The sequence below is a fragment of the Arthrobacter sp. ASL1 genome (genome assembly GCF_056680475.1).
Genome location: NZ_CM155284.1, coordinates 421887 through 444572, shown reverse-complemented (window position 1 = coordinate 444572; position 22686 = coordinate 421887). Strand labels below are relative to the sequence as shown.

Genomic DNA, 22686 nt, shown 5'->3' with positions numbered 1-22686 from the left:
TCCGCGGGGGCAAGTGTGCAGTTTCGTATCAGCCCAGATCATACAGGAGAGCTACGTAGTGAAGAGCGCCGTCGAAAACCTCACGCCCACCCGGGTCAAGCTCAATGTCGAGGTTCCCCTTGCCGAATTGCAGCCCAACATCGACGCGGCCTACAAGTCCATCGCGGAGCAGATCAACGTCCCGGGCTTCCGCAAGGGCAAGGTCCCGAACCGCCTGATCGACCAGCGCGTCGGCCGCGGCTACGTCCTGGAGACCGCGATCAACGACGGCATGAACGGCTTCTACCAGGAGGCCGTCCGCGAGTCCGAGATCGTTCCGCTGTCCCGCCCCGAGGTGGACATCACCGAGGTTCCCGAGCCGACGGCCACCGAAGGCAACCTCGTCTTCAACGTCGAGATCGACATCCGCCCGAAGATCGAGCTCCCGGAGTACTCCGGCCTCGAGGTCCAGGTCGACGCCGTCGAGGCCTCCGACGCCGATGTCGATACCGCCCTCGACGAACTGCGCGGCCGCTTCGGCACCCTCAAGGTCGTCGACCGTCCCGTTGCGGACAACGACTTCATCACCCTGGATTTGAAGGCCACCGTCGGCGACGCCGAGGTCGACTCGGCCACCGACCTGTCCTACCAGGTGGGCTCGGCCACGATGCTCGAGGGCCTGGACGAGGCCGTCACCGGCCTCTCGGCCGACGAGGATGCCACCTTCGAGACCAAGCTCGCCGGCGGCGAGCACGCCGGCGAGACCGCCCAGGTCAAGGTCGTCGTCAAGGCCGTCAAGGAGCGCGAGCTTCCGGTGGCCGACGACGAATTCGCCCAGTTGGCCTCCGAGTTCGACACCATCGCCGAGCTGCGCGAGGACCTGGCCAAGCAGGCCGCGGACTCCAAGGTCGTCGAGCAGGGCGTCCAGGCGCGCGACAAGGTCATGGACAAGCTCACCGAGCTCATCGCCGTGCCCGTCCCCGCCTCAGTGATCGAGGAGCAGGTCGAGCAGCACTTCGAACAGGGTGGCGGAAACCCGGGCGAGGAGCACGACACCGAGGAGCACCGCGCCGAGGTCAAGACCAACACCGAGCGTGCCTTCCAGAACGAGGTCATCCTCGACGAGATCGCCGAGAAGGAAGAGATCGGCGTCGAGCAGTCCGAGCTCATCGACTACATCGTGCAGTCCTCCAGCCAGTACGGCATGGACCCGAACCAGTTCGCGCAGATGCTCGACGGTGCCGGACAGGTCCCGATGATGATCGGCGAGGTCCGCCGCCGCAAGGCCCTGGCCAAGGTCCTCGAATTCGCGAAGGTCACGGACACCAACGGCAAGGACGTCGACCTCACCGACTTCGTCCGCCCGGCCGGCGAAGCCGATGGTTCGGCTTCCTCGTCCTCCTCGGCGTCCTCCGCTTCCGCGGACTCGGCCGAGTAGCAGAACGACCCTGCGGCAGCCGGCCAGGCTGCCCCGGCGGGATTGCCCTCACGGGTGGTCCCGCCGTCGTTCTTTAAGCCGTGGGCACCTGCTTTTAAGCCATCGGCGATGCCCGGATCACGGGGTATGCGCCGTCAGCGAACAGCAGATGATCCCACGCGCCGCAGGCGTTGGCACTGCAGTAGTGTCAAGGAAAGCAAGCGCTACCGTACGTGGCTGGATCAGCCACGTCGCATGGCACCCATGGAGAGGTATTCGAAAATGACGACGGAATCCCACACCCCGAAGATGGCCTCGGTCGATGCAGCCAGTCGCGAGGACTACATCTACAACCGGCTCCTGAAGGAGCGCATCATCTGGCTCGGCTCGGAAGTGAGCGACGAGTCGGCCAATGCGATCTCCTCCCAGCTGCTGCTGCTCTCCGCCGAGGATCCCGACAAGGACATCTACCTGTACATCAACTCGCCCGGTGGCTCGATCACCGCGGGCATGGCGATCTACGACACGATGAACTACATCCCCAACGACGTCGTCACGGTCGCCACCGGGCTCGCCGCCTCGATGGGGCAGTTCCTGCTCTCCTCCGGCACCAAGGGCAAGCGGTACGCGACCCCGAACGCGCGCATCCTGATGCACCAGCCTTCCGGCGGCATCGGCGGCACCGCATCGGACATCCGCATCCAGGCGGAACTGATCCTGCACATGAAGAAGGTCATGTCCGAGCTCACCGCCGAACAGACGGGCCAGTCGCTGGAGACGATCCTGAAGGACAACGACCGCGACAAGTGGTTCACGGCCACCGACGCCCTTGAGTACGGCTTCTTCGACCACATCGCCCAGAGCTCCGTTTCGGTCTCCGGCGGTGGCGGAGTCAAGAACTAGCCATCCCGCCGACGAGCACCCCCACAGACCCCCAGGAGAAGAACATGAATTTCACCGGCTACGAAGGCACCGCAGGCGAGATGCCGTCCGCCCGCTACATCCTGCCCCAGTTCGAGGAGCGCACCCCGTACGGCTTCAAGCGCCAGGACCCCTACGCGAAGCTGTTCGAGGACCGCATCGTCTTCCTCGGCGCGCAGGTCGATGACGCATCTGCCGACGACGTGATGGCCCAGCTGCTGGTCCTCGAGTCGATGGACCCCGAGCGGGACATCACCTTGTACATCAACTCGCCCGGCGGCTCCTTCACCGCGATGACGGCGATCTACGACACGATGCTGTTCGTGCGCCCGGAGATCCAGACCGTTTGCCTCGGCCAGGCGGCCAGCGCCGCTGCAGTGCTGCTGGCAGCCGGTGCCCCGGGCAAGCGCCTGGCCCTGCCGAACGCACGCGTGCTCATCCACCAGCCCGCCATGGGCGGCGGCGAACGCGGCACCGCCACGGACCTGCAGATCCAGGCCGAGGAGGTCATGCGCATGCGCTCCTGGCTGGAGACGACCCTGGCCGGGCACAGCAACAAGACCCCGGAGCAGGTCGGCAACGACATCGAGCGTGACCTGTTCATGACCGCCGCCGGCGCGAAGGACTACGGCCTGATCGACGAGGTGCTCAGCCCGCGCAAGATCAAGCCGCAGGCCATCAGCAGCTAGCGGAACCGGCCGGGCGCCCCAATGTTTTTCGCACCACGGGACGCCCGGTCGCCTATTCTGTCGGTCACCTCACCTAGAGTTGTAGGTAGACCTTTCCCGTGGGGCGCCCGCCGCACGGTTTCAGTACCACGTTAGGGGAAGAACACCATGGCTCGTATGGGTGAAAGCTCCGACCTGCTCAAGTGTTCCTTCTGCGGCAAAAGCCAAAAGCAGGTTCGCAAGCTCATCGCCGGTCCCGGCGTCTACATCTGCACCGAGTGCATCGAGCTGTGCAACGAGCTGATGGAAGAGGAACTGGCCGAGATCGAGGCCGGCCCCGACTTCGAGCTGCCGCGCCCGCGTGAGATCTTCGATTCCCTGCAGGAATACGTGATCGGCCAGGAAGGCGCCAAGCGTTCCCTCGCCGTGGCCGTGTACAACCACTACAAGCGCATCCAGGCGGGTTCGGGATCCTCCGCCGCTGCACAGCTCAGCGAGGTCGATTCCCTGGACGACGTCGAGGTCTCCAAGTCGAACATCCTGCTGATCGGCCCCACCGGCTGCGGGAAGACCTATCTGGCCCAGACCCTGGCCCGCCGGTTGAACGTGCCGTTCGCCGTCGCCGACGCCACCGCCCTGACCGAGGCCGGCTACGTGGGCGAGGACGTCGAGAACATCCTGCTCAAGCTCATCCAGGCCGCCGACTACGACGTCAAGAAGGCCGAACAGGGCATCATCTACATCGATGAGATCGACAAGATCTCGCGCAAGTCGGAGAACCCCTCCATCACCCGGGACGTATCGGGCGAGGGCGTGCAGCAGGCCCTGCTGAAGATCCTCGAAGGCACGGTCGCCTCCGTGCCGCCGCAGGGCGGACGCAAGCACCCGCACCAGGAATTCATCCAAATCGATACCTCGAACGTGCTGTTCATCGTCGCCGGCGCCTTCGCCGGTCTCGAGGACATCATCGGCTCGCGGGCCGGCCAGAAGGGCATCGGATTCGGCGCACCGCTGACCGCCCTGAAGTCCGAGGCGGCCGCCTACGCCGACGTCCGGCCCGAAGACCTGCTGAAGTTCGGCCTGATCCCCGAGTTCATCGGCCGACTGCCGGTCATCACCACCGTGGAGAGCCTGGACCGCGAATCTCTGATCAAAATCCTCACCGAGCCGAAGAACGCCCTGGTGAAGCAGTACCAGAAGATGTTCCGCATCGATGGCGTGGAACTGACCTTCGAGCTCGATGCTCTCGAGGCGATCGCCGAAATGGCTCTGGAACGCGGCACGGGTGCGCGTGGACTTCGGGCCATCCTCGAGGAGACGCTGGCCTCGATCATGTTCGACCTGCCCGGTCGTGACGACATCGCCGAGGTGGTCATCACCGCCGATGTCGTCCACAAGACCGCGGAGCCCACCCTGATCTCCGCCGAGGTCGTGACGAAGCGGCGGAATAAGTCCGCCTGATCGGATCGTTGTACTGAGTGGGTCCGGCAATGCCGCGACCCGCCAGACCACGTCCACAGCAGGAGGATCCACATGTCCGAGAAAACGTCCGTTGATTTCTGGTTCGACCCGATCTGCCCGTTCGCCTGGGCCACATCGCGGTGGATCCTCGAAGTCGAGAAGGTCCGCGACATCACGGTCAACTGGCACGTCATGAGCCTTGCCGTGCTAAACGAGGACAAGGACGTCGACCCGGACTACCGCAAGGGCCTTGAAAGCGCCTGGGGTCCGGTCCGCGTGGTCATCGCCGCCGCCGAGGCACATGGCCCCGGCGTGATCGGTGAGCTCTACACGGCGATGGGCGAGCTCATCCACTACGAGGGCGTGAAGGACCGTGCGCAGGTCGTGGAGCGTGCCCTCGAGCGCGTCGGCCTGCCCGCCGAACTGGCCCAGGCCGCCGAGACCGATGCCCACGATAAGGCCCTGCGGGCCAGCCACGAACAGGGCATCTCGAAGGTCGGCCAGGACGTCGGGACTCCCGTGGTTGCCCTGAACGGCACCGCGTTCTTCGGCCCCGTGATCACCCGGGTCCCGACCGGTGAGGAAGCGGGACAGCTGTTCGACGCCTCGGTCACCTTGGCCTCATTCCCGTATTTCTTCGAGATCAAGCGCAGCCGCACCGAGAACCCGCAGTTCGAGCAGGCGACGCAGTACGCGGAGTCCAACGCCTCCTGACCCTGACGCCGGTCCCTGCCGGGCGGCTGCACCAACGCCATCGGGCCCCGACGGAATCCGTCGGGGCCCGATATATGTCCGCGCGCGGCGCGGCTAGCCTTGTGCAGGTTCCCCGGCCGGGGCCAGGACGACGTCGGTGACCACCAGTTCTGGTGCATCGGCGACCAGTTCCAGTTCTAGTGCGTTTCCGGCGGCGAGCAGGTCGCCGAGCCCGGCGCGGACCTGGGCGATCACGGCTTCCGGGCCATGCACGACCCCGGAGAGCACCTGGGTACGCTGCTTCACCTTCGCCTCGGACTTGGATTTGCGGATGCCTCCGAGCGCGGCACCGACCGTGGGGAGCACGGCCGTATCGGCACCCTCGACGGCGCCGGAGAGGTGGCCGTTGTCCGGCCAGCTGGCGCGGTGTACCGAACCGGTACGCCACCAGCCCCAGACCTCTTCGGTCGCGAACGGCAGGAACGGTGCGAACAGGCGCAGCACCGCGTCCAGGGTGGTGGCCAGTGCCGCCAGCACCGACGCCTGCTCCTCCTCGCCGCGGGCACCGTACGCGCGGTCCTTGACGAGTTCGACGTAGTCGTCGGTGAATGACCAGAAGAACGACTCGACGATGTCCAGGGCCCGGGCGTAGTCGTACGCGCCGAAGGCGCGATCTGCCTGCTCGATGACCTCGGACAACCGTGCCAGCAGCGAGCGGTCCAGGCCGTTCGTGACCAGGTGGGCATCGCCGTCGAGCACATTGTCCTGCGTCGCGCCCAGGTTCAGGACGAACTTGGAGGCGTTGAGGATCTTGATCGCCAGGCGGCGGCCGATCTTCATCTGCGCGACCTCGTAGGCGGTATCGGCGCCCAGCTTGGCAGAGGCGGCCCAGTAGCGCACCGCGTCGGCGCCGAAGTCGTTGAGGACATCGGTGGGGACGACGACGTTGCCCTTGGACTTGGACATCTTCTTGCGGTCCGGATCAAGGATCCAGCCGGAGATCGCGGCATGCTTCCACGGCACGCAGCCGTGCAGGGCGTCGCCGCGTACCGCGCTGGAGAACAGCCAGGTGCGGATGATGTCGTGGCCCTGCGGGCGCAGGTCGAAGGGGAAGACCTTGGCGAAGAGCTCGTCGTCGCGGCTCCACCGGCCCACGATCTGCGGGGTCAACGACGAGGTCGCCCAGGTGTCCAGGACGTCTGCGTCGCCGGTGAAGCCACCGGGCACGTCACGCTGGTCCGCGGTGTAGCCCGGGGCCGTCTCGGCCACGGGGTCCACGGGCAGTTGGTCGTCGGCGGGCAGGATCGGACGGTCGTAGTCCGGGTTGCCGTCGGCATCGAGCGGGTACCAGACGGGGATCGGGACGCCGAAGAAGCGCTGGCGGGAGACCAGCCAGTCGCCGTTGAGGCCGTTGACCCAGTTGGTGTAGCGCGAGCGCATGAATTCCGGGTGGAAGTCGATCTCCTGGCCGCGGGCGACCAGGCGGTCGCGCCGTTCGGCGTCCCGGCCACCGTTGCGGATGTACCACTGGCGGGAGCTGACGACCTCGAGGGGCTTGTCGCCCTTCTCGAAGAAGTTCACCGGGTGGGTGATCTTGCGCGGTTCGCCGTCGAGCAGGCCGGCCTCGCTGAGCATCCCGGCGACGGTCTCCTTGGCGGAGAACACGGTCTTGCCGGCGATTCCCGCGTAGGCCTCGCGGCCGGCGTCGGTGGTGATCCACTCCGGGGTCTCGCCGATGACGCGTCCGTCGCGGCCGATGATCGCCCGGGTGGGCAGCTGCAGCTCGCGCCACCAGGTCACGTCGGTCAGGTCGCCGAAGGTGCAGACCATGGCGATGCCCGATCCCTTGTCGGCCTTGGCCAGCGAATGCGGGTGGACCTCGACCTCGACGCCGAACAGGGGGGAGGTGACCTTCTTGCCGAAGAGCGGCTGGTAGCGCTCGTCATCCGGGTTGGCCACCAGGCCGGCGCAGGCGGCCAGCAATTCGGGGCGGGTGGTCTCGATGAAGACCTGGGTGCCGTCCTCGGCGAAGAACGGGTAGCGGTAGTAGGCGCCGGGGACCTCGCGGTCCTCCAGCTCTGCCTGGGCCACTGCCGTGCGGAACGTGACATCCCACAGGGTGGGTGCCTCCGCCATGTAGGCGTCGCCGTCGGTGAGGTTCTTCAGGAAGGCACGTTGGGAGACGGCACGCGAGGTGTCGTCGATGGTGCGGTATGTCAGGTTCCAGTCGACGGAGAGGCCGAGCGTGCTGAACAGGTGCTCGAAGACCTTCTCGTCCTCGACGGCGAGCTCCTCGCAGAGCTCGATGAAGTTCCTACGGGACACCTGGTCCCAGTCACGCTGGTTCTTCGCCGGGGCAGCCGGCGGACGGTAGCCGGCGTCGTAGGCGACCTTCGGGTCGCAGCGGACCCCGTAGTAGTTCTGCACGCGGCGTTCGGTCGGCAGGCCGTTGTCGTCCCAGCCCATCGGGTAGAAGACGTTCTTCCCGTTCATGCGCTGGTAGCGGGCCAATACGTCGGTCTGCGTGTAGGAGAACATGTGTCCCACGTGCAGGGATCCGGACGCCGTCGGCGGGGGAGTGTCGATCGAGTAGACCGCCTCGCGGGTGGTCTCGGGGTTGAATGCGTAGGTCCCCTCCTCGCGCCAGCGCCGTCCGAGCCTCTCCTCGAGGCCCTCCAGCGCCGGCTTGTCGGGGACGGAAACGGTTGCGGGCGTGTCTGTGCCCAAGTTCTGTTCAGCCATGTCAGCCATTCTCCCATGTCGGCGCGGCGTCTCCGACTCCGCCCCGCACTGGCGCGCTTCTCCACATCCCGGCGTCAACGGACCCATGCGGCGGTCTTTCGGCTTACCATCGGGGCATGGGCAAGATCAGATTGCAGCGGGCCTACGAGGCACCCAATGGCGGATACCGGATCCTGGTCGACAGGTTGTGGCCGCGTGGTGTCGCGAAGGAAGACGCCGAACTCGACGAGTGGGCCAAGGACGTGGCCCCCTCTCAGGAACTGCGCACCTGGTTCAACCACCGGGACCATCGCTTCGAGGAGTTCCGCGAGCGCTACGTGGCCGAACTGGAGGACGGTCCGTCAACGGAGGCCGTCGAACGGCTGATGGAGGTGGCCAAGAAGCACGACGACGTGGTGCTGGTCTATTCCACCAAGGACGAGGAGCACAACAACGCCATCGTCCTGCTGGATTTCCTGGACGAGAACCTCTGATCCTCAGGCGGGCCGGATTCTGCCGTCCGGCCGGTCGGTTGCCGTGGGCGGGACTCCCAGTTTTGGCAGGAAGCCGCTCCAGGCGATGCGGCGGTCGCGGTGCGGGTCCACTTGGATCCGGTCGTTATCGTCGATGATCAACGTCGCCCGCGTGCGTTCGGTATAGCCCCGCCAGTAGGCATCTGTCGCCCCGGTTTCCGCGAAACGCAGCCACTGGAGGCGCATCCGCTTCCCGGCCTCCACATAGGAGGCGCGTCCGCCCAGCGAGGTGATGGTGCGGGCCAGCGGACGGTCCAGGCGGTCGAAAAGGGTGAACATCTCGATTCCATGGGTGGCATCCAGGCCCACCATGTGCAGCAGCCGGGGCGTGACATCGAACCGGTAGGCATGCACCGGGGCAAAGCACGAATGGAAGTCGGCCACGCGCGTCGTCGGATACCAGAAGCCGTAGTCCCCGCCAAAGTCGGCCGCGGCACGCCAGCGGGGGAGGCCGGGATAGGCATCGCGCATGGGACCCCGAGTCACCGCAGGGGCGCGTTCGAACAATGCCTTCATGCGCACCACCGATGCGGGCAGGATGTCCAGTTCGCCGCGGAAGATCCTCCCCTCGTGTTCGTTGGTGCCGATGATCAGCGGCACGCGCGCCGCCCGGCCCCCACGGATCGCGGCGATGGGCCGTTCCGGCAGGAATTCCCCGTCGACAACGGGGGCGAAGCAGAATGCACCCGGGTAGGCCTCGGGGGTGCGTTCCTGCAGCTGGTGCGCCGCGGCCAGCAGCTCAGGCAGGGATGCGTCCAGGACCCGGTCGATGTCCGCCTGGTGGACCGCTTCGGAGGCGGGGCCCGGCTGCGCGGCCGGGCCCGGGCGGCCCCGCGGGCTTCCGTCCCGGAGAAGTGCCACGAATTCGTCCGCCCAACGTGCGGCCAGCGCCGCCGGGTACACGGCATTGGCCGGTGCGCTTTGCGCGATGGCACCGTGGAAGAGGCCGCGCGCAGAAGGAACGGCGAGCAGCGTGGTGACCGCATTGCCCCCGGCGGATTCGCCGAAGACCGTCACCCGGTCCGGATCGCCGCCGAAGGCGCTGATGTTCTGCTGTACCCAAGACAAGGCCGCCACCTGGTCACGCAGTCCCAGATTTCCCTCGATGGGCCGCTCGGCCGTGGAATACCGGGCAAAATCGAGGTAGCCCAGTGGTCCGAGGCGATAGTTGAAACTCACGTAGACCACCCGCCCGGACCGCACGAAGCCCTCGCCATCACCCGCGAAGTCCCGGGATGAACCCCGGTAGTATCCGCCCCCATGGATGAAGACCATGACCGGTAGCGCTCCGGCGGTTCGGTCGGCAGGGGCGTGGACATTAACGGTCAGGCAATCCTCGTCGCCATGCTGCGTGACGGCGGCCGCGCCGAGGCGGACCCAGCCCGGTTGCGGAGCCATGGGGCCGAAGCCCGTCGCGTCGCGGATGCCGGCCCACGCGATCACCGGTGCCGGTGCCCGCAGCCGCAAGGGCCCCACGGGCGGCGCCGCAAAGGGAATGCCGCGCCAGGCCAGGAGGTCACCCTCGCGTACGCCGCGGATGGTGCCGCCAGTGACCTCGACGTCATGTTCCGTCAGGTCCCGACGCCCCAGCGGAAGGCCGACGGAACGGTGGGTCGTATCGCGTCGCCGGTGGCTCTCGTGGTGGGGCACGGGTCCTGGCTCCCTCCGACGTTGCGGACACCGGTGCGGGAATTCGCATCGGAGACTCCTCCAGTGCACACCCAAACGCCTCCCGGGGGAAGCGGGGGACGATCGGTGATGGTGCTGCCGGAGGCCGTGGCCTGGCACGTTCCGTGGATCCGGCCGGTGGCCGACCGCGTCATGTTGGTGCCGCTGCGCCGCGGCCGTGTTTAGTGTGGTGTCATGACATCTTCATCTGAACAGCACCAGCGCACAGCAGTCGTCACCGGTGCGAGCACCGGAATTGGCGAGGCCACGGCCCGTCTTCTGGCCGAACGGGGTTGGAAGGTCTACGCGGTGGCCCGCCGCGCCGAGCGGCTCGAGGCTTTGGCCGACGGCACCGGGATCATTGCGGTGCCCGCCGACATCACCGAGGACGACGACGTGGCCCGGCTGCTCGCCACGGTCACCGAAGGTGGCGGCATCGATACGCTGGTCAACGTTGCCGGTGGTGCCCGCGGTGTTGACTACATCGCCGACGCGAAGACCGAGGACTGGGAGTGGATGTACCGGGTCAACGTGCTGGGCACCATGAAGATCACCCGTGCCTTCCTGCCGATGCTGCGCGCCCACGGGGAGGGGACGGTCCTGAACTTGACGTCCAGCGCCGGTCTGGCCGGCTACGAGGGCGGCGCCGGCTACAACGCAGCCAAGTTCGCCGAGCGCGGCATGACGCAGGCACTGCGCCTGGAAGAGGTGGGGAACAACATCCGCGTCATCGAGATCCTGCCCGGTCTGGTGCACACGGAGGAATTCTCGCTGAACCGCCTCGGGGACCAGTCCGCCGCCGACAAGGTCTATGCCGGGGTCGCAAAGCCGCTGACTGCCGCCGACGTGGCGGAAGTGGTTGTCCACTCGGTTTCGCTGCCGCACCACGTCAACCTGGATGAGATCGTCATCCGCCCGGTGGCACAGGCCGCCAACCACAAGATCATCCGCACGAGCTGATCCCCCAGGGTCTTCTTCGGGCGTCGGGACCTGCTCCTCCGACCCGGCGACGTCGTCCCTGCCCTTGTCAGGTGTCATCGGCTTCCCGCACCCACGACACCTACCGTCAGGTAAATTTTCCGCATAGTTTCCTCAACAAACCTTGTCTTGGCTGCCCCGGAGCAGTATGCCTGAGTCATGCCACTCGCCTGGGGGGAGGGGCCGACATAATCCATACGGATGAGGAGACTTCGGCATGCGCTACGGAAAACGACTGGGACCGCTGGCGGCAGCGGGTGTATTGACCCTCGCCCTGGCATCGTGCAGCGGGGGCGGAAGCACGAGTGCGGGAGGGGCCAGCGGCCCCGCCTCCGAGAACCTGGACGGACACGGACCCATCACCTATGTCCAGGGCAAGGACAACTCCAACGTCGTCCGGCCGCTGGTGAAAAAGTGGAACGCGGCACATCCTGACGAGAAGGTGACGTTCAAGGAGCAAACCGACCAGGCCGACCAACAGCACGACGATCTGGTGCAGAACTTCCAGGCCAAGAACTCGGAGTACGACGTCGTGGACGTCGACGTGATCTGGACCGCGGAGTTCGCCGCCAAGGGCTGGTTGCAGCCGCTGAAGGATTCCATGGCCATCGACACGTCGGCCATGCTGGAGCCGACGGTCAAGAGCGGCACCTACAACGGCACCCTCTACGCCGCCCCGCAGACCAGCGACGGGGGAATCCTGTACTACCGCAAGGACCTCGTCAAGACACCTCCCAAGACGTGGGACGAGATGATGGGCATGTGCTCCATCGCCAAGAAGAACGACATGGGCTGCTACGCCGGCCAGTTCGCCAAGTACGAGGGTCTCACCGTCAATACCGCCGAGGCGATCAACTCCGCAGGCGGAAGCATCCTCGGTGACGACGGCAAACCGTCCCTGAACACCCCCGAGGCGAAGGCCGGGTTGGAGAACCTGGTCAAGGCATACCAGAACGGCAACATCCCGAAGCAGGCCATCACCTACCAGGAGGAACAGGGACGCCAGGCGTTCGAGGCGGGAAACCTGATGTTCCTGCGCAATTGGCCCTACGTCTACAACCTGGCCAAGACCGACGCATCGTCGAAGGTCAAGGACAAGTTCGGGATGGCCCCGCTCCCCGGCAAGGACGGTCCCGGCGCCTCGTCGCTGGGCGGCCACAACATCGCCGTCAGCGTCTACTCCAAGAACAAGGCCACGGCCCATGACTTCGTCGAATTCATGACCAGTGCGGAAACGGAGAAGTTCTACGCCACCCAGGGGTCGCTCGCACCGGTACTGACCGACCTGTACGACGACCAGGAACTGGTCAAGCAACTGCCCTACCTGCCGGTCCTGAAGACGTCGATCGCCAATGCCGTTCCGCGGCCGGTGACCCCGTTCTACCCTGCGGTCTCGAAGGCCATCCAGGAAAACGCCTACGCGGCCATCAAGGGCGAAAAGACCGTCGACCAGGCGCTGCAGGACATGTCAGACGCCATCAGCTCCGCTGGCGCCTAGCCCTCGGCGCCCCCAGGGGCCGGGTTCCCACCCGGCCCCTGCCCTCCACCTGCGAACGGCAGTGGCCCTCGGCAACGCCTCCCCACGGGGTGTGGTCGCCAGGGCCCCCGCCGTCCGCCCACGCCGAAAGGACTTGAGATGGCAACCGAGGCAGCGGGAAGGACACGGGGTCGCCGCAGGCAAGATCCACAGGGGGGACCGCCACCACAACAACCGGCAGGCCCGGGGAAGGATACTGCGGCGCCGGAGCCTTCCGGCCGCCGGGCCAAGACCCAGGGAAAATGGGCCATCTGGCTGATCCTCCCCACGCTGATCCTGCTGGCTTGCGTCATCGTGTACCCGGTCATCAGCGCGATCGTCCTGTCGCTGCAGAAAGACCAGGGATTGGACCCCGCCACCGGAATGTTCGTCGCCGGTGGCTTCGCCGGACTCAGCAACTACATCGGCTGGCTCCTGCAGCAATGCCCGGCCATCGGCGGCGGAACCGTCGCCTGTGCTCCCGGCACCCTCGGCGCCCAGTTCTGGAGCGCGACCTACAACACCTTCTTCTTCACCGTCATCACCGTGGCCATCGAAACGGTGATGGGATTCTGGATGGCCATGATCATGGCGCGCACCTTCCGCGGGCGCGGCCTGGTCCGGGCCGCGGTGCTCGTGCCGTGGGCCATCCCGACGGCGGTCACCGCGAAACTTTGGTTCTTCATCTTCGCCTACGAGGGCATCGCCAACAGCCTCTTCAACGCGCATATCCTCTGGACCGGCAGCGAGGGGCCGGCCCGGGCGGCGGTCATCATCGCCGACGTGTGGAAGACGACGCCATTCATGGCCCTGCTGATCCTGGCGGGCCTTCAGCTGATCCCCAACGACGTCTACGAGGCGGCCAAAATGGACGGCGCCACTGCCTGGCAGCGCTTCACCCAGATCACGCTGCCGTTGGTGAAGCCCGCGCTGATGGTGGCCATCCTGTTCCGCGTCCTGGACGCCCTGCGGATGTTCGACCTGCCCTACATCCTCACCGGCGGAGCCAACGGAACCACCACGCTGTCCATCCTTGTTGTCGACCAGATCCGCCAGGGCTTCAACGCCGCAGCCGCGCTCTCGACGATCACCTTCATCATCATCTTCATCGTGGCCTTCATCTTCGTGCGCTTCCTCGGCGCCAACGTCGTGCAGAACACCAATATCGTGGACACGAAGGAGAAGTCATGAGCACCGCACCGGCCACCACGGCCCCGGCCGACAAGGACGCACCCCGGGCAGCGGCACGCTCGCGGCAGCGGTGGACCTCGACCCGGACGTACGTCAACGCGGCGATCATCGTCCTGTGGTGCCTGGTTCCCTTCTACTGGATGGTCATCACCGCCTTCCGGGACGTCGGCTACACCTTCGACCAGAGCTTCTGGCCCACGCATGTCACGCTGGACAACTTCATCACGGCCTTCTCCACCGACCTGGGCAACCACTTTGGCCGGTCGCTGTTCAACAGCTTCTTCATCGGCATCTGCACCACGGCCATCGGCCTGCTTTTCGGCGTCTTCGCCGCCTACGCGCTGGCCCGGCTGAACTTCCGCTTCAAGTTCATCGTGCTCGGCTTCATCCTGGGGGCATCGATGTTCCCCGGGGTCGCCATCGTCACCCCGTTGTTCCAGCTGTTCACGAACATCGGCTGGATGGGCAGCTACCAGGCGCTGATCATCCCCGATATCTCGTTCGTGCTGCCGCTGACGGTGTACACGCTCACCGCATTCTTCCGCGAAATGCCGTGGGAGCTGGAGGAGGCTGCACGGATCGACGGTTGCACCCAGGGGCAGGCCTTCCGCAAGGTCATCATGCCGCTGGCCGCCCCCGCGGTCTTCACCACGGCGATCCTGGCCTTCATCTCGGCCTGGAACGAGTTCCTGATCGCCAGCCAGCTGTCTTCCGACGCCACCGCGCCGGTCACGGTTGCCATCGCCAGTTTCGCCGGCGCCCAACCCCACCAGGAGCCCTACACCGCGGTCATGGCCGCCGGGACGATCGTCACCGTCCCGCTGGTAATCATGGTGCTCATCTTCCAGCGCAAGATCGTCGCCGGCCTGACCGCCGGTGGCGTGAAGTAGGGGAGGGGCCATGCCATTCCGCCCCGAACGCCGGGCCGCCCGGAAGGCCGAGAACCTGGACATCCTCATCGGGTTCCTGGCGTTTTTCGTCGTCGTACTCGTTGTCGTGATCGTTGCCACCGAGGTCACCGGTGGGTCCGCGCTGCTCTGGTCCCCGGTGCTGCTCGCGCTGGTACTGGCCATCTGGGGGCTCTGGCGGCTGCGCAGCCGGCTGCCCGAACCGACGATCGAGCGCAAGACCTACTGAGCTGCGACGGGCCACTGGCTGGTCGGTCCGTCCGTATCCATGCCCGGCCTTCGATGCCGCGCCCGTCGGTCGCGGATGGTGGTGAAGGTGGCGAAGGTGCGACAGCCTCTCGGCACCTCCAGCACCACGATGAGGCTGCCGGGGCGTGGCCCTACGCTCGACGCCACCTGGCTGCAAACCCGGGTTAGGGCTGCTTTGGTCGGTGATCCGGTGGTGCCCGCACTTCCGTGATAGCACCGGTCTCGGTTCGAAAGAGACCTTGTAGACCACATAGTCTACAACTGGTAGGATGCGACTATGTCCGATACAACGACGATCCGGGTCAGCCGGATCACCCATGACGAACTGCTCAAGCTCGCCAAGGAGCGCCACCAAACTGTCGCTGACACTGTGTCACGAGCCATCCGGCTACTCCACCAGGACGGCATTGGCCGCGACCTCGCGACACCGTTGACCGATGAGGAAACGGCCTGGCTCGATGCTGACGCCGGGTGACGTCGTCGAGCTTGAACTCGGTACGCCATCCGGATCCGAGGCCGGCATGGTCCGGCCAGCGGTGGTTGTGACAGCGGCCAGAATCTTACGCGGCAGTCCCAACGTGGTCCAGGTCGTACCGCTCACTCGAACCCTCCGGGGCAGCGGCGCAGAGGTCGTGATCGAACCTGACGATGACAACGGACTCGGCGCTCCATCGGCCGCCCAATGCCAACACGTGCGAGCCGTAGCCGTCGGCAGGATCACAACGTACGTCGGAAACGTCGGCCCGGTCGCGCTCCAGCAAGTACGCAACACCATCGCCGTCATCCTCGATCTCTAACCGACAGCACTCGAGCCCTTCTCCCGCTGGTCGCTCGATGGCCAACACCGCGGACAGTTCGGTCAGGGTCCACTGGGCACAACTCCGGTCCACGCCACCCCCGCTTCATCCGCTAGACTGGATGCACCAGCTATGACCCGGCCATCACCGGCGAGCTTCCGGAAGAACGGCCCGCCGCTGCGGACCCAGTAGAACCGGGCGGATGGGCGCGTCAGAGCCTGCAGAGCGGTTCGTGCATCGCGCCCCCGGGCCGGAGCACGGACAAGCGGGGTGGTACCGCGAACACCGGCGACCGAGCGCCGGGAGTCGTCCCCGCATCGAGACGAGCAGGCGCGGGAACCCCACGCCCAACCGATGCGAGGACTGCCGCTGATGAGTATGTACCCCAAGGCCTCCACCGATCCCCAGGGCGTGACGCCCACGTCGCCGCGCTTCCCCGAGATCGAGGAACGCGTGCTGAAGTACTGGGACACGGACCAGACGTTCCAGGCCTCCATCGACGCCCGCCCGGCCGGGACGGACGGCTCCAACGAGTTCGTCTTCTACGACGGCCCGCCGTTCGCCAACGGCCTGCCCCACTACGGGCACCTGCTCACCGGCTACGTCAAGGACCTCGTCGCCCGCTACCAGACCCAGCGCGGCAAGCGCGTCGAACGCCGCTTCGGTTGGGACACCCATGGGCTGCCCGCCGAGCTCGAGGCGATGAAGCAGCTTGGCATGACGGACAAGAAGCAGATCGAGGCCATGGGCATCGACAAGTTCAACGATGCCTGCCGCTCCTCGGTCATGAAGTACGCCGGCGAATGGCAGGAATACGTCACCCGCCAGGCCCGCTGGGTCGACTTCGACAACGATTACAAGACGCTGAACGTCGAGTACATGGAATCGGTGCTCTGGGCGTTCAAGCAACTGCACTCCAAGGGCCTGACCTACAGCGGCTACCGCGTGCTGCCGTACTGCTGGAAGGACGAGACCCCGCTCTCGAACCACGAGCTGCGCATGGACGACGACGTCTACAAGGACCGCCAGGACCAGACCGTCACCGTCACCTTCGAATTGCTGCCCGGCGACTCGGCCATCTCCCGGGAGCTGGCCGGCACCCAGGCCATCGCCTGGACCACCACGCCGTGGACCCTGCCCACCAACCAGGCCCTCGCCGTCGGACCGGCGGTGCGCTACGCCGTCGTGCCCGTGGGCCCGAACGGTGCCCCCGCCGTCGGCGAGCGGTTCCTTCTCGCCGAGGACCTCGTCGCGGCCCACGCCAAGGACCTCGGGTACGACGACGGTGCTGCCGCCACGGCCGCGACCACTGCCACCTACGCCGGCACCGAGCTGGAGGGCATCGGCTACCGCCGCCTCTGGGACTACTTCGCCGACGAGGAGACCTACGGCACGGGCAACGCGTGGAAGATCCTCGTCGCCGACTACGTGACCACCACCGACGGCACCGGCATCGTCCACCAGGCCCCCGCCTACGGCGAGGAGGACCAGAACATCTGCGAGGCCAACGGGATCCCCGTGGTGCTCTCCGTGGACGAAGGCGCCAAGTTCCTGCCGCTGTTCGCGTCCGGCCCGCTGGCCGAGATCGCCGGCGTGCAGGTCTTCGATGCGAACAAGGCCATCACCCGGGTGCTGCGCGAATCCGGGCGGCTGCTGCGCCAGGCCAGCTACGTGCACTCCTACCCGCACTGCTGGCGCTGCCGCACCCCGCTGATCTACCGCGCCATCTCCTCCTGGTACGTCGAGGTCACCGCGTTCAAGGACCGGATGTCCGAACTGAACCAGTCGATCAACTGGATCCCCTCCAATGTGAAGGACGGCCAGTTCGGCAAGTGGCTGGCCAATGCCCGCGACTGGTCCATCAGCCGCAACCGGTACTGGGGCAGCCCCATCCCGGTGTGGGTCTCGGACAACCCGGACATCCCGCGCACCGACGTGTACGGATCGCTGGCCGAGATGGAGGCCGACTTCGGCCGCCTGCCACGCAACAACGTGGGCGAGGTGGACCTGCACCGCCCGTTCATCGACGAACTCACCCGGCCCAACCCGGACGACCCCACCGGGGCCTCCACCATGCGCCGCGTCGAGGACGTGCTGGACGTCTGGTTCGACTCCGGCTCCATGCCCTACGGGCAAGTGCACTACCCGTTCGAGAACGGCGAATGGTTCGACACCCACCACCCGGCGGACTTCATCGTCGAGTACATCGGGCAGACGCGCGGCTGGTTCTACATGCTGCACATCCTCTCCACCGCGCTGTTCGACCGCCCGGCCTTCCGCAACGTCATCAGCCACGGCATCGTGCTCGGCTCCGACGGGCAGAAGATGTCCAAATCGCTGCGCAACTACCCGGACGTGACCGAGGTGCTGGACCGCGACGGATCCGACGCCATGCGCTGGTTCCTGATGTCCAGCCCCATCCTGCGCGGCGGCAACCTGGTCGTCACCGAACAGGGCATCCGCGATGGCGTCCGCCAGGTGATCCTGCCCCTGTGGAACGTGTACAGCTTCTTCACCCTCTACACGAACTCCGCGAACGGCGGGGCCGGCTACGAGGCCAGGCTGCGCCAGGACGGCTACACCGACCCGTTGGATACCTACCTGCTGGCCAACACCGGCGCACTGGTCACCGAGGTCGGGACCCGACTGGACGAGTACGACGTCTCGGGGGCCTGCGACGCGCTGCGCTCGTACCTGGACATGCTCACCAACTGGTACGTCCGGCGCAGCCGCGACCGCTTCTTCGCCGAGGACGCCGACGCGTTCGACGCCCTCTACACCGCGCTGGAGGCACTGTGCCGGGTGGCAGCCCCGCTGCTGCCGCTGGTCGCCGAGGAGATCTGGCGCGGCCTGACCGGAGGCCGCTCGGTGCACCTGACCGACTGGCCCGAGGCCGCCGCCTTCGGCGAGGACGCCGGACTGGTCGAACGGATGGACCGCATCCGGCAGATCTGCTCCACCGGTTCCAGCCTGCGCAAGGCAGCGAAGCTGCGGGTGCGCCTGCCCCTGCAGCAGCTCACCGTCGTCGTGCCCGGTGCCGCCGCGCTGGCCTCCGGCGCGGACACTATCGCCGAGGAGCTGAACCTGCGCCATGTGCGCCTGGTCGACGCCGCCGACGCGTCCCCCGAGGAATTCGGCATCGAGCAAAAGCTCGTCGTCAACGCCCGGGCGGCCGGGCCGCGCCTGGGCAAGAACGTCCAGGTCGCCATCAAGGGCTCCAAGTCCGGGGACTGGTCGGTCGCCGACGGCGTCGTCACCGCCGGTGGGCTGGACCTGGAACCGAGCGAGTACACGCTCGAAACGGTGGTCTCCGATGCGCACGACGGCGCCTCCACCGCGGTCTCGATGCTCCCGGGTGGCGGGTTCGTGGTCCTGGACACCGGGCTGACCGCCGAACTGGAGGCCGAGGGCACCGCCCGCGACATGGTCCGCGCCATCCAGCAGGCCCGCAAGGACGCCGAACTGCACGTCGGGGACCGCATCCTCACCACCATCAGCGCACCGCAGGACGTCATCGACGCCCTGCACGCCAACGCCGCGCTGGTGCGCCGCGAAACGCTGACCGTCGAGCTGGAACTCGTTCCGGGCGACGTCGACACCACCATCTCCGTAGAACGGACGGTTGCCTGAATGAGCCCCGAACACGACGCCTTCTCCGTCGAGAGCGTGTACGCCGAACTGCTCGGCCGTGCACCGGAGAACAAGATGGAACCGCGCATGGAGCCGATGTTCCGTGCCATGGAGGTGCTCGGCGAACCCAACAAGGCGATGCCGATCATCCACGTGACCGGGACCAACGGCAAGACCTCCACCGCGCGGATCATCGAGCAGCTGCTGCTGGCCCACGACCTGCGCGTGGGCCGGTACACCAGCCCGCACCTGTCCAACGTCACCGAACGCATCAGCCTGGACGGCGAGCCGGTGACGGACGAGGTGTTCGTGCGCATCTGGGACGAGATCCGGCCCTACCTGGCCATCGTCGACGCCGAACTCGATGAGCAGGGGCTGGTCCCACTGACCTATTTCGAGGCGCTGACCGTCCTGGGCTACGCCATCTTCGCCGACGCCCCCGTGGACGTCGCCGTGATCGAGGTCGGCCTCGGTGGCATCACCGATGCGACCAATGTCGGTGACGGCCAGGTCTCCGTGGTCACCCCCATCTCGCTGGACCACACCGACCTGCTCGGCGACACCGTGCACGACATCGCCCTGGAGAAGGCCGGCATCATCAAGCCCGGCGGTTTCCTGGTCTCCGCCGTGCAGGAGCCCGAGGCGGCCCAGGTGTTGCTGGAGGCCGCCCGCGGACTGGAGGTCCCCTTCCGGTTCGAGGGTGTGGAATACGGCGTCGAATCCCGCACGCTCGCGGTCGGCGGGCAGACGCTGGTCATCCAGGGTCTGGCCGGGCGCTACGAGGACCTGGCCCTGCCGCTGCATGGCGCCCACCAGGCGCAGAACGCCGCAGTCGCCGTGGCCGCGATGGAGGCCTTCCTCGGCGGCGGGGAGACGGCGCTGAACGAGGACCTGGTCCGCCAGGCGTTCGGGAACGTCGCCAGCCCCGGCCGGCTCGAACTCGTCAGGTCTGCACCGACGATCCTCGTTGACGCCGGACACAACCCGGCCGGCCTGCGCGTCTCGGCCGACGCGGTCAAGGAGGCCTTCGGGTTCAGCACGCTGGTGCTGGTCGTGGGCATCCTGGCGGAGAAGGACGCGCCCGCCATGCTTGAGATGCTGTACACCCAGTACGGCGATCTGGTCCAGGACATCTGCCTGACCCAGTCCTCCTCCCCGCGCGCCATCCCGGCCGGCGAACTCGGCGAACTGGCCTTGCGCGCCGGGTTCAAGGAGCAGGACCTGTACATCACCGAACGCCTCGACGACGCCCTGGAATGGGCCGTCGGTCGCGCCGAGGCCACCGAGGATCTGGCCGGGGGCATCCTGGTCACCGGGTCGATTACGGTCGTCGGCGAAGCACGAACCCTGTTAGGAAAGTAAGCACCATGGCACGCATGACCAAAGCCCAACGCGAATGGCGCCCCGGCATGAAGAAGAAGCGCCGCTCCACGCGGGTGCTCTTCGCCTCCACCGTCCTGACCCTGGAAGCCGGCGTCGCCCTGTTCGCCACGCTGGCCGTCTTCGGGCTCTACCGCGACACCATCAACCCGCTCCTGATCTTCCTGGCCGGCGGCTGGATCATGGCGGTGTGCATCCTGGCCTGCGCGCTCCTGTCCACACCGCTGGGCTACTGGATCGGTTGGGCGGTCCAGCTGGTGCTGATCCTGCTCGGGTTCGTGGACCCGTCCATGTTCGTCGTCGGTATCCTGTTCGCGGCGTGCTGGTGGTACGCCGTCACGAAGGGCCGGACCATTGACCGGGAGAACGCCCGCCGCGATGCCCTGCAGGCCGAGTGGGAAGCGGCGCACCCGGAGCCGGAGACCGGCCACTAGACTCGTAACCGAACCCCCACCTCTACGAAGGAGCAACCGCGTGTCCACAGAACGCACCCTAGTCCTGGTCAAGCCCGACGGCGTCAAGCGCCAGCTGACCGGCTCGATCCTGGCCCGTGTCGAGGCCAAGGGCTACCGCCTGATCGAACTCAAGCAGGTCACCGCAACCCGCGCGATCCTCGAAGCCCACTACGAGGAGCACGCCGGCAAGCCGTTCTACGAGCCGCTGGTCGAGTTCATGCTTTCCGGCCCGGTCGTCGCCGCCATCTTCGAGGGCGAGCGCGTCATCGAGGGGTTCCGCTCACTGGCCGGCACCACCGACCCCACCACCGCCGTCCCCGGCACCATCCGCGGGGACTTCGGCCGCGACTGGGGCGAAAAGGTCCAGCAGAACCTCGTGCATGGGTCCGACTCCGTCGAGTCGGCCGAGCGCGAGATCGGCATCTGGTTCTCCTAGCCCACCGGATCCACCGAGTACGACGCCGGACAGGCACCTTTCGCGGTGCCTGTCCGGCGTTTTCCCGTCCCGGGGGAGTGGACGTGGGCTCCGGCTACCCGAAGAAGACGCCGGCGAACTCGATGAGGATCGAACCGGCACACAACACGGCGAGGACCACGGCGATGACCCAGTGCCATTCGGCCAGGAACCGTTTCAGGCCCGCCGGGGCCGGAATGGAGCCGTGGCTGATGTTCCGGGCCGTCGTGTAGACCAACAGCACGATCATCATCGCCCACACCACCATGCAATACGGGCACAGCACGTGGATCACGTACAGGGCCTGGAACCAGAGCCAGCAGATCATCACCATGGCCAGCGTGATGCCGGTCTGCAAGCCGATGAAGTACCAGCGCGGCAGCCGAGCCCCGGCGATCAGGGTGATGCCGATGGCGACCACCACGGCGAAGCCCGCCACGCCGATGAAGGGGTTCGGGAAACCGAAGAGTTCGGCCTGGTGGGTCTGCATGACGGTGCCGCAGGAGACCCAGGGGCTGATGTCGCACGAGGTGACGTAATTGGGGTCCTTGTAGATCTCCAGGCGTTCCAGCGTCAGGGTGCAGGCGGCAATCCAGCTGATGAACCCTGCCACCGCGAGGATCCACCCGAAGACGCGGTCACGGGCGAAGCCCGGCACGGGGGCAACGGCGGGCGGGGCATCGACGACACGCTGATCGGCGGGGCGGTGGGCTTCGTGGGCCACGTGGGCTCTCCTCGGTTCCGGGTTGCTGCACACCGGCTGGTGGCACCTTCCCTTCGATTCTAGGGTGATCACCGGTCCACACGTTGTTCCATATGAGACAATGGCCATGGTTGTCGGCGAATCCACAGGTTGCCCGCAACCCAACTGCAGGAATCCGGACCCGCAGCGATGAATCACCGCAGGCATCGGCGACGATGCCTACGGATGAATACCGCTGGCGGCCGCCGCAACAGAAAGCGGCTTGTCTGGGCGACTGCGTTGGTTTTCCGGGCACGCCGCACCCGCCGACGTTGGTGCACCTCGGGAAATAAGAACACTGACTTCCGGGAATCGGGTGGCCGCC

At 66.7% G+C, this 22686-nt stretch carries 20 protein-coding genes; 17 read left to right on the top strand and 3 right to left on the bottom strand.

Translation table 11 applies throughout. The annotated features are described in order from the left end of the window. The first annotated feature begins 58 nt into the window (after positions 1–58). The 5 genes from tig (at position 59) to AC1MEQ_RS02005 (ending at position 5160) form a co-directional block, all read left to right on the top strand. The gene (gene tig, locus AC1MEQ_RS02025) at positions 59–1417 is read left to right on the top strand and encodes a trigger factor (protein ID WP_479793505.1); all 1359 of its coding nucleotides are present in this window, start codon (positions 59–61) and stop codon (positions 1415–1417) included. 288 nt (positions 1418–1705) lie between these two features. Beyond that, entirely contained in the window at positions 1706–2299 is a 594-nt protein-coding gene (locus tag AC1MEQ_RS02020) for an ATP-dependent Clp protease proteolytic subunit (RefSeq protein ID WP_479796011.1), read from the top strand. A gap of 44 nt (positions 2300–2343) precedes the next feature. Further along, positions 2344–3006, top strand: a complete 663-nt coding sequence (locus tag AC1MEQ_RS02015) for an ATP-dependent Clp protease proteolytic subunit (RefSeq protein ID WP_479793504.1) — start codon at positions 2344–2346, stop codon at positions 3004–3006. Positions 3007–3153: 147 nt separating this feature from the next. After that, a complete protein-coding gene (gene clpX, locus AC1MEQ_RS02010; RefSeq protein WP_479793502.1) occupies positions 3154–4446 on the top strand; it encodes an ATP-dependent Clp protease ATP-binding subunit ClpX in 1293 nt (430 codons plus the stop codon). A gap of 72 nt (positions 4447–4518) precedes the next feature. Further along, positions 4519–5160, top strand: a complete 642-nt coding sequence (locus AC1MEQ_RS02005) for a mycothiol-dependent nitroreductase Rv2466c family protein (protein ID WP_479793500.1) — start codon at positions 4519–4521, stop codon at positions 5158–5160. A 93-nt stretch (positions 5161–5253) separates the two neighbouring features. On the opposite strand, the gene valS is transcribed toward AC1MEQ_RS02005, so the two are convergent. Continuing rightward, positions 5254–7881: a valine--tRNA ligase gene (valS, locus tag AC1MEQ_RS02000; protein WP_479793498.1), complete on the bottom strand. Its 2628-nt coding sequence runs from the start codon at positions 7879–7881 to the stop codon at positions 5254–5256. A gap of 116 nt (positions 7882–7997) precedes the next feature. On the opposite strand from valS, the gene AC1MEQ_RS01995 reads away from it, so the two are divergent. Then, positions 7998–8354 carry a DUF488 domain-containing protein gene (locus AC1MEQ_RS01995; protein ID WP_479793496.1) on the top strand — a complete coding sequence of 119 codons (357 nt, stop codon included), beginning with the start codon at positions 7998–8000 and terminating at the stop codon, positions 8352–8354. Between the two features lie 3 nt (positions 8355–8357). Here the strand turns inward: AC1MEQ_RS01995 and AC1MEQ_RS01990 are convergent, their stop codons facing one another. Next, positions 8358–10043: a carboxylesterase/lipase family protein gene (locus AC1MEQ_RS01990; RefSeq protein ID WP_479793494.1), complete on the bottom strand. Its 1686-nt coding sequence runs from the start codon at positions 10041–10043 to the stop codon at positions 8358–8360. A 213-nt stretch (positions 10044–10256) separates the two neighbouring features. Between AC1MEQ_RS01990 and AC1MEQ_RS01985 the strand changes: the two genes are divergently transcribed. The 11 genes from AC1MEQ_RS01985 (at position 10257) to ndk (ending at position 21601) form a co-directional block, all read left to right on the top strand. Next, positions 10257–11021, top strand: coding sequence for an SDR family oxidoreductase (locus AC1MEQ_RS01985; protein WP_479793492.1), 765 nt, complete (start codon positions 10257–10259; stop codon positions 11019–11021). A gap of 235 nt (positions 11022–11256) precedes the next feature. Continuing rightward, a complete protein-coding gene (locus AC1MEQ_RS01980) occupies positions 11257–12537 on the top strand; it encodes an ABC transporter substrate-binding protein (RefSeq protein WP_479793490.1) in 1281 nt (426 codons plus the stop codon). 138 nt (positions 12538–12675) lie between these two features. Then, the gene (locus tag AC1MEQ_RS01975; RefSeq protein ID WP_479793488.1) at positions 12676–13746 is read left to right on the top strand and encodes a carbohydrate ABC transporter permease; all 1071 of its coding nucleotides are present in this window, start codon (positions 12676–12678) and stop codon (positions 13744–13746) included. Next, positions 13743–14636: a carbohydrate ABC transporter permease gene (locus AC1MEQ_RS01970; RefSeq protein ID WP_479793486.1), complete on the top strand. Its 894-nt coding sequence runs from the start codon at positions 13743–13745 to the stop codon at positions 14634–14636. The genes AC1MEQ_RS01975 and AC1MEQ_RS01970 overlap by 4 nt, the downstream gene beginning before the upstream one ends. Before the next feature lie 10 nt (positions 14637–14646). Then, a complete protein-coding gene (locus AC1MEQ_RS01965) occupies positions 14647–14883 on the top strand; it encodes a hypothetical protein (protein ID WP_479793484.1) in 237 nt (78 codons plus the stop codon). Positions 14884–15180: 297 nt separating this feature from the next. Further along, positions 15181–15378, top strand: a complete 198-nt coding sequence (locus AC1MEQ_RS01960) for a hypothetical protein (RefSeq protein ID WP_479793482.1) — start codon at positions 15181–15183, stop codon at positions 15376–15378. After that, positions 15341–15700: a type II toxin-antitoxin system PemK/MazF family toxin gene (locus tag AC1MEQ_RS01955; protein WP_479793480.1), complete on the top strand. Its 360-nt coding sequence runs from the start codon at positions 15341–15343 to the stop codon at positions 15698–15700. Before AC1MEQ_RS01960 ends, AC1MEQ_RS01955 begins: the two co-directional genes overlap by 38 nt. A gap of 372 nt (positions 15701–16072) precedes the next feature. Next, positions 16073–19330 carry an isoleucine--tRNA ligase gene (gene ileS / locus AC1MEQ_RS01950; RefSeq protein WP_479793478.1) on the top strand — a complete coding sequence of 1086 codons (3258 nt, stop codon included), beginning with the start codon at positions 16073–16075 and terminating at the stop codon, positions 19328–19330. After that, entirely contained in the window at positions 19331–20692 is a 1362-nt protein-coding gene (locus AC1MEQ_RS01945; RefSeq protein WP_479793476.1) for a bifunctional folylpolyglutamate synthase/dihydrofolate synthase, read from the top strand. A gap of 5 nt (positions 20693–20697) precedes the next feature. Next, positions 20698–21144, top strand: a complete 447-nt coding sequence (locus tag AC1MEQ_RS01940) for a DUF4233 domain-containing protein (RefSeq protein ID WP_479793475.1) — start codon at positions 20698–20700, stop codon at positions 21142–21144. A 40-nt stretch (positions 21145–21184) separates the two neighbouring features. Then, entirely contained in the window at positions 21185–21601 is a 417-nt protein-coding gene (gene ndk / locus AC1MEQ_RS01935; RefSeq protein WP_479793473.1) for a nucleoside-diphosphate kinase, read from the top strand. 94 nt (positions 21602–21695) lie between these two features. Here the strand turns inward: ndk and AC1MEQ_RS01930 are convergent, their stop codons facing one another. Beyond that, positions 21696–22343: a vitamin K epoxide reductase family protein gene (locus tag AC1MEQ_RS01930; RefSeq protein ID WP_479793471.1), complete on the bottom strand. Its 648-nt coding sequence runs from the start codon at positions 22341–22343 to the stop codon at positions 21696–21698. Between the last annotated feature and the right edge of the window lie 343 nt (positions 22344–22686).

Coding starts and splice junctions, on each gene's coding strand:
- AC1MEQ_RS02005 (WP_479793500.1), top strand. CDS start 4,519: ATGTCCGAGAAAACGTCCGTTGATTTCTGGTTCGACCCGATCTGCCCG.
- ileS (WP_479793478.1), top strand. CDS start 16,073: ATGAGTATGTACCCCAAGGCCTCCACCGATCCCCAGGGCGTGACGCCC.
- AC1MEQ_RS01995 (WP_479793496.1), top strand. CDS start 7,998: ATGGGCAAGATCAGATTGCAGCGGGCCTACGAGGCACCCAATGGCGGA.
- AC1MEQ_RS02020 (WP_479796011.1), top strand. CDS start 1,706: ATGGCCTCGGTCGATGCAGCCAGTCGCGAGGACTACATCTACAACCGG.
- AC1MEQ_RS01960 (WP_479793482.1), top strand. CDS start 15,181: ATGTCCGATACAACGACGATCCGGGTCAGCCGGATCACCCATGACGAA.
- AC1MEQ_RS02015 (WP_479793504.1), top strand. CDS start 2,344: ATGAATTTCACCGGCTACGAAGGCACCGCAGGCGAGATGCCGTCCGCC.
- AC1MEQ_RS01985 (WP_479793492.1), top strand. CDS start 10,257: ATGACATCTTCATCTGAACAGCACCAGCGCACAGCAGTCGTCACCGGT.
- AC1MEQ_RS01955 (WP_479793480.1), top strand. CDS start 15,341: ATGAGGAAACGGCCTGGCTCGATGCTGACGCCGGGTGACGTCGTCGAG.
- clpX (WP_479793502.1), top strand. CDS start 3,154: ATGGCTCGTATGGGTGAAAGCTCCGACCTGCTCAAGTGTTCCTTCTGC.
- AC1MEQ_RS01945 (WP_479793476.1), top strand. CDS start 19,331: ATGAGCCCCGAACACGACGCCTTCTCCGTCGAGAGCGTGTACGCCGAA.
- AC1MEQ_RS01980 (WP_479793490.1), top strand. CDS start 11,257: ATGCGCTACGGAAAACGACTGGGACCGCTGGCGGCAGCGGGTGTATTG.
- AC1MEQ_RS01970 (WP_479793486.1), top strand. CDS start 13,743: ATGAGCACCGCACCGGCCACCACGGCCCCGGCCGACAAGGACGCACCC.
- AC1MEQ_RS01965 (WP_479793484.1), top strand. CDS start 14,647: ATGCCATTCCGCCCCGAACGCCGGGCCGCCCGGAAGGCCGAGAACCTG.
- AC1MEQ_RS01940 (WP_479793475.1), top strand. CDS start 20,698: ATGGCACGCATGACCAAAGCCCAACGCGAATGGCGCCCCGGCATGAAG.
- valS (WP_479793498.1), bottom strand. CDS start 7,881: ATGGCTGAACAGAACTTGGGCACAGACACGCCCGCAACCGTTTCCGTC.
- AC1MEQ_RS01975 (WP_479793488.1), top strand. CDS start 12,676: ATGGCAACCGAGGCAGCGGGAAGGACACGGGGTCGCCGCAGGCAAGAT.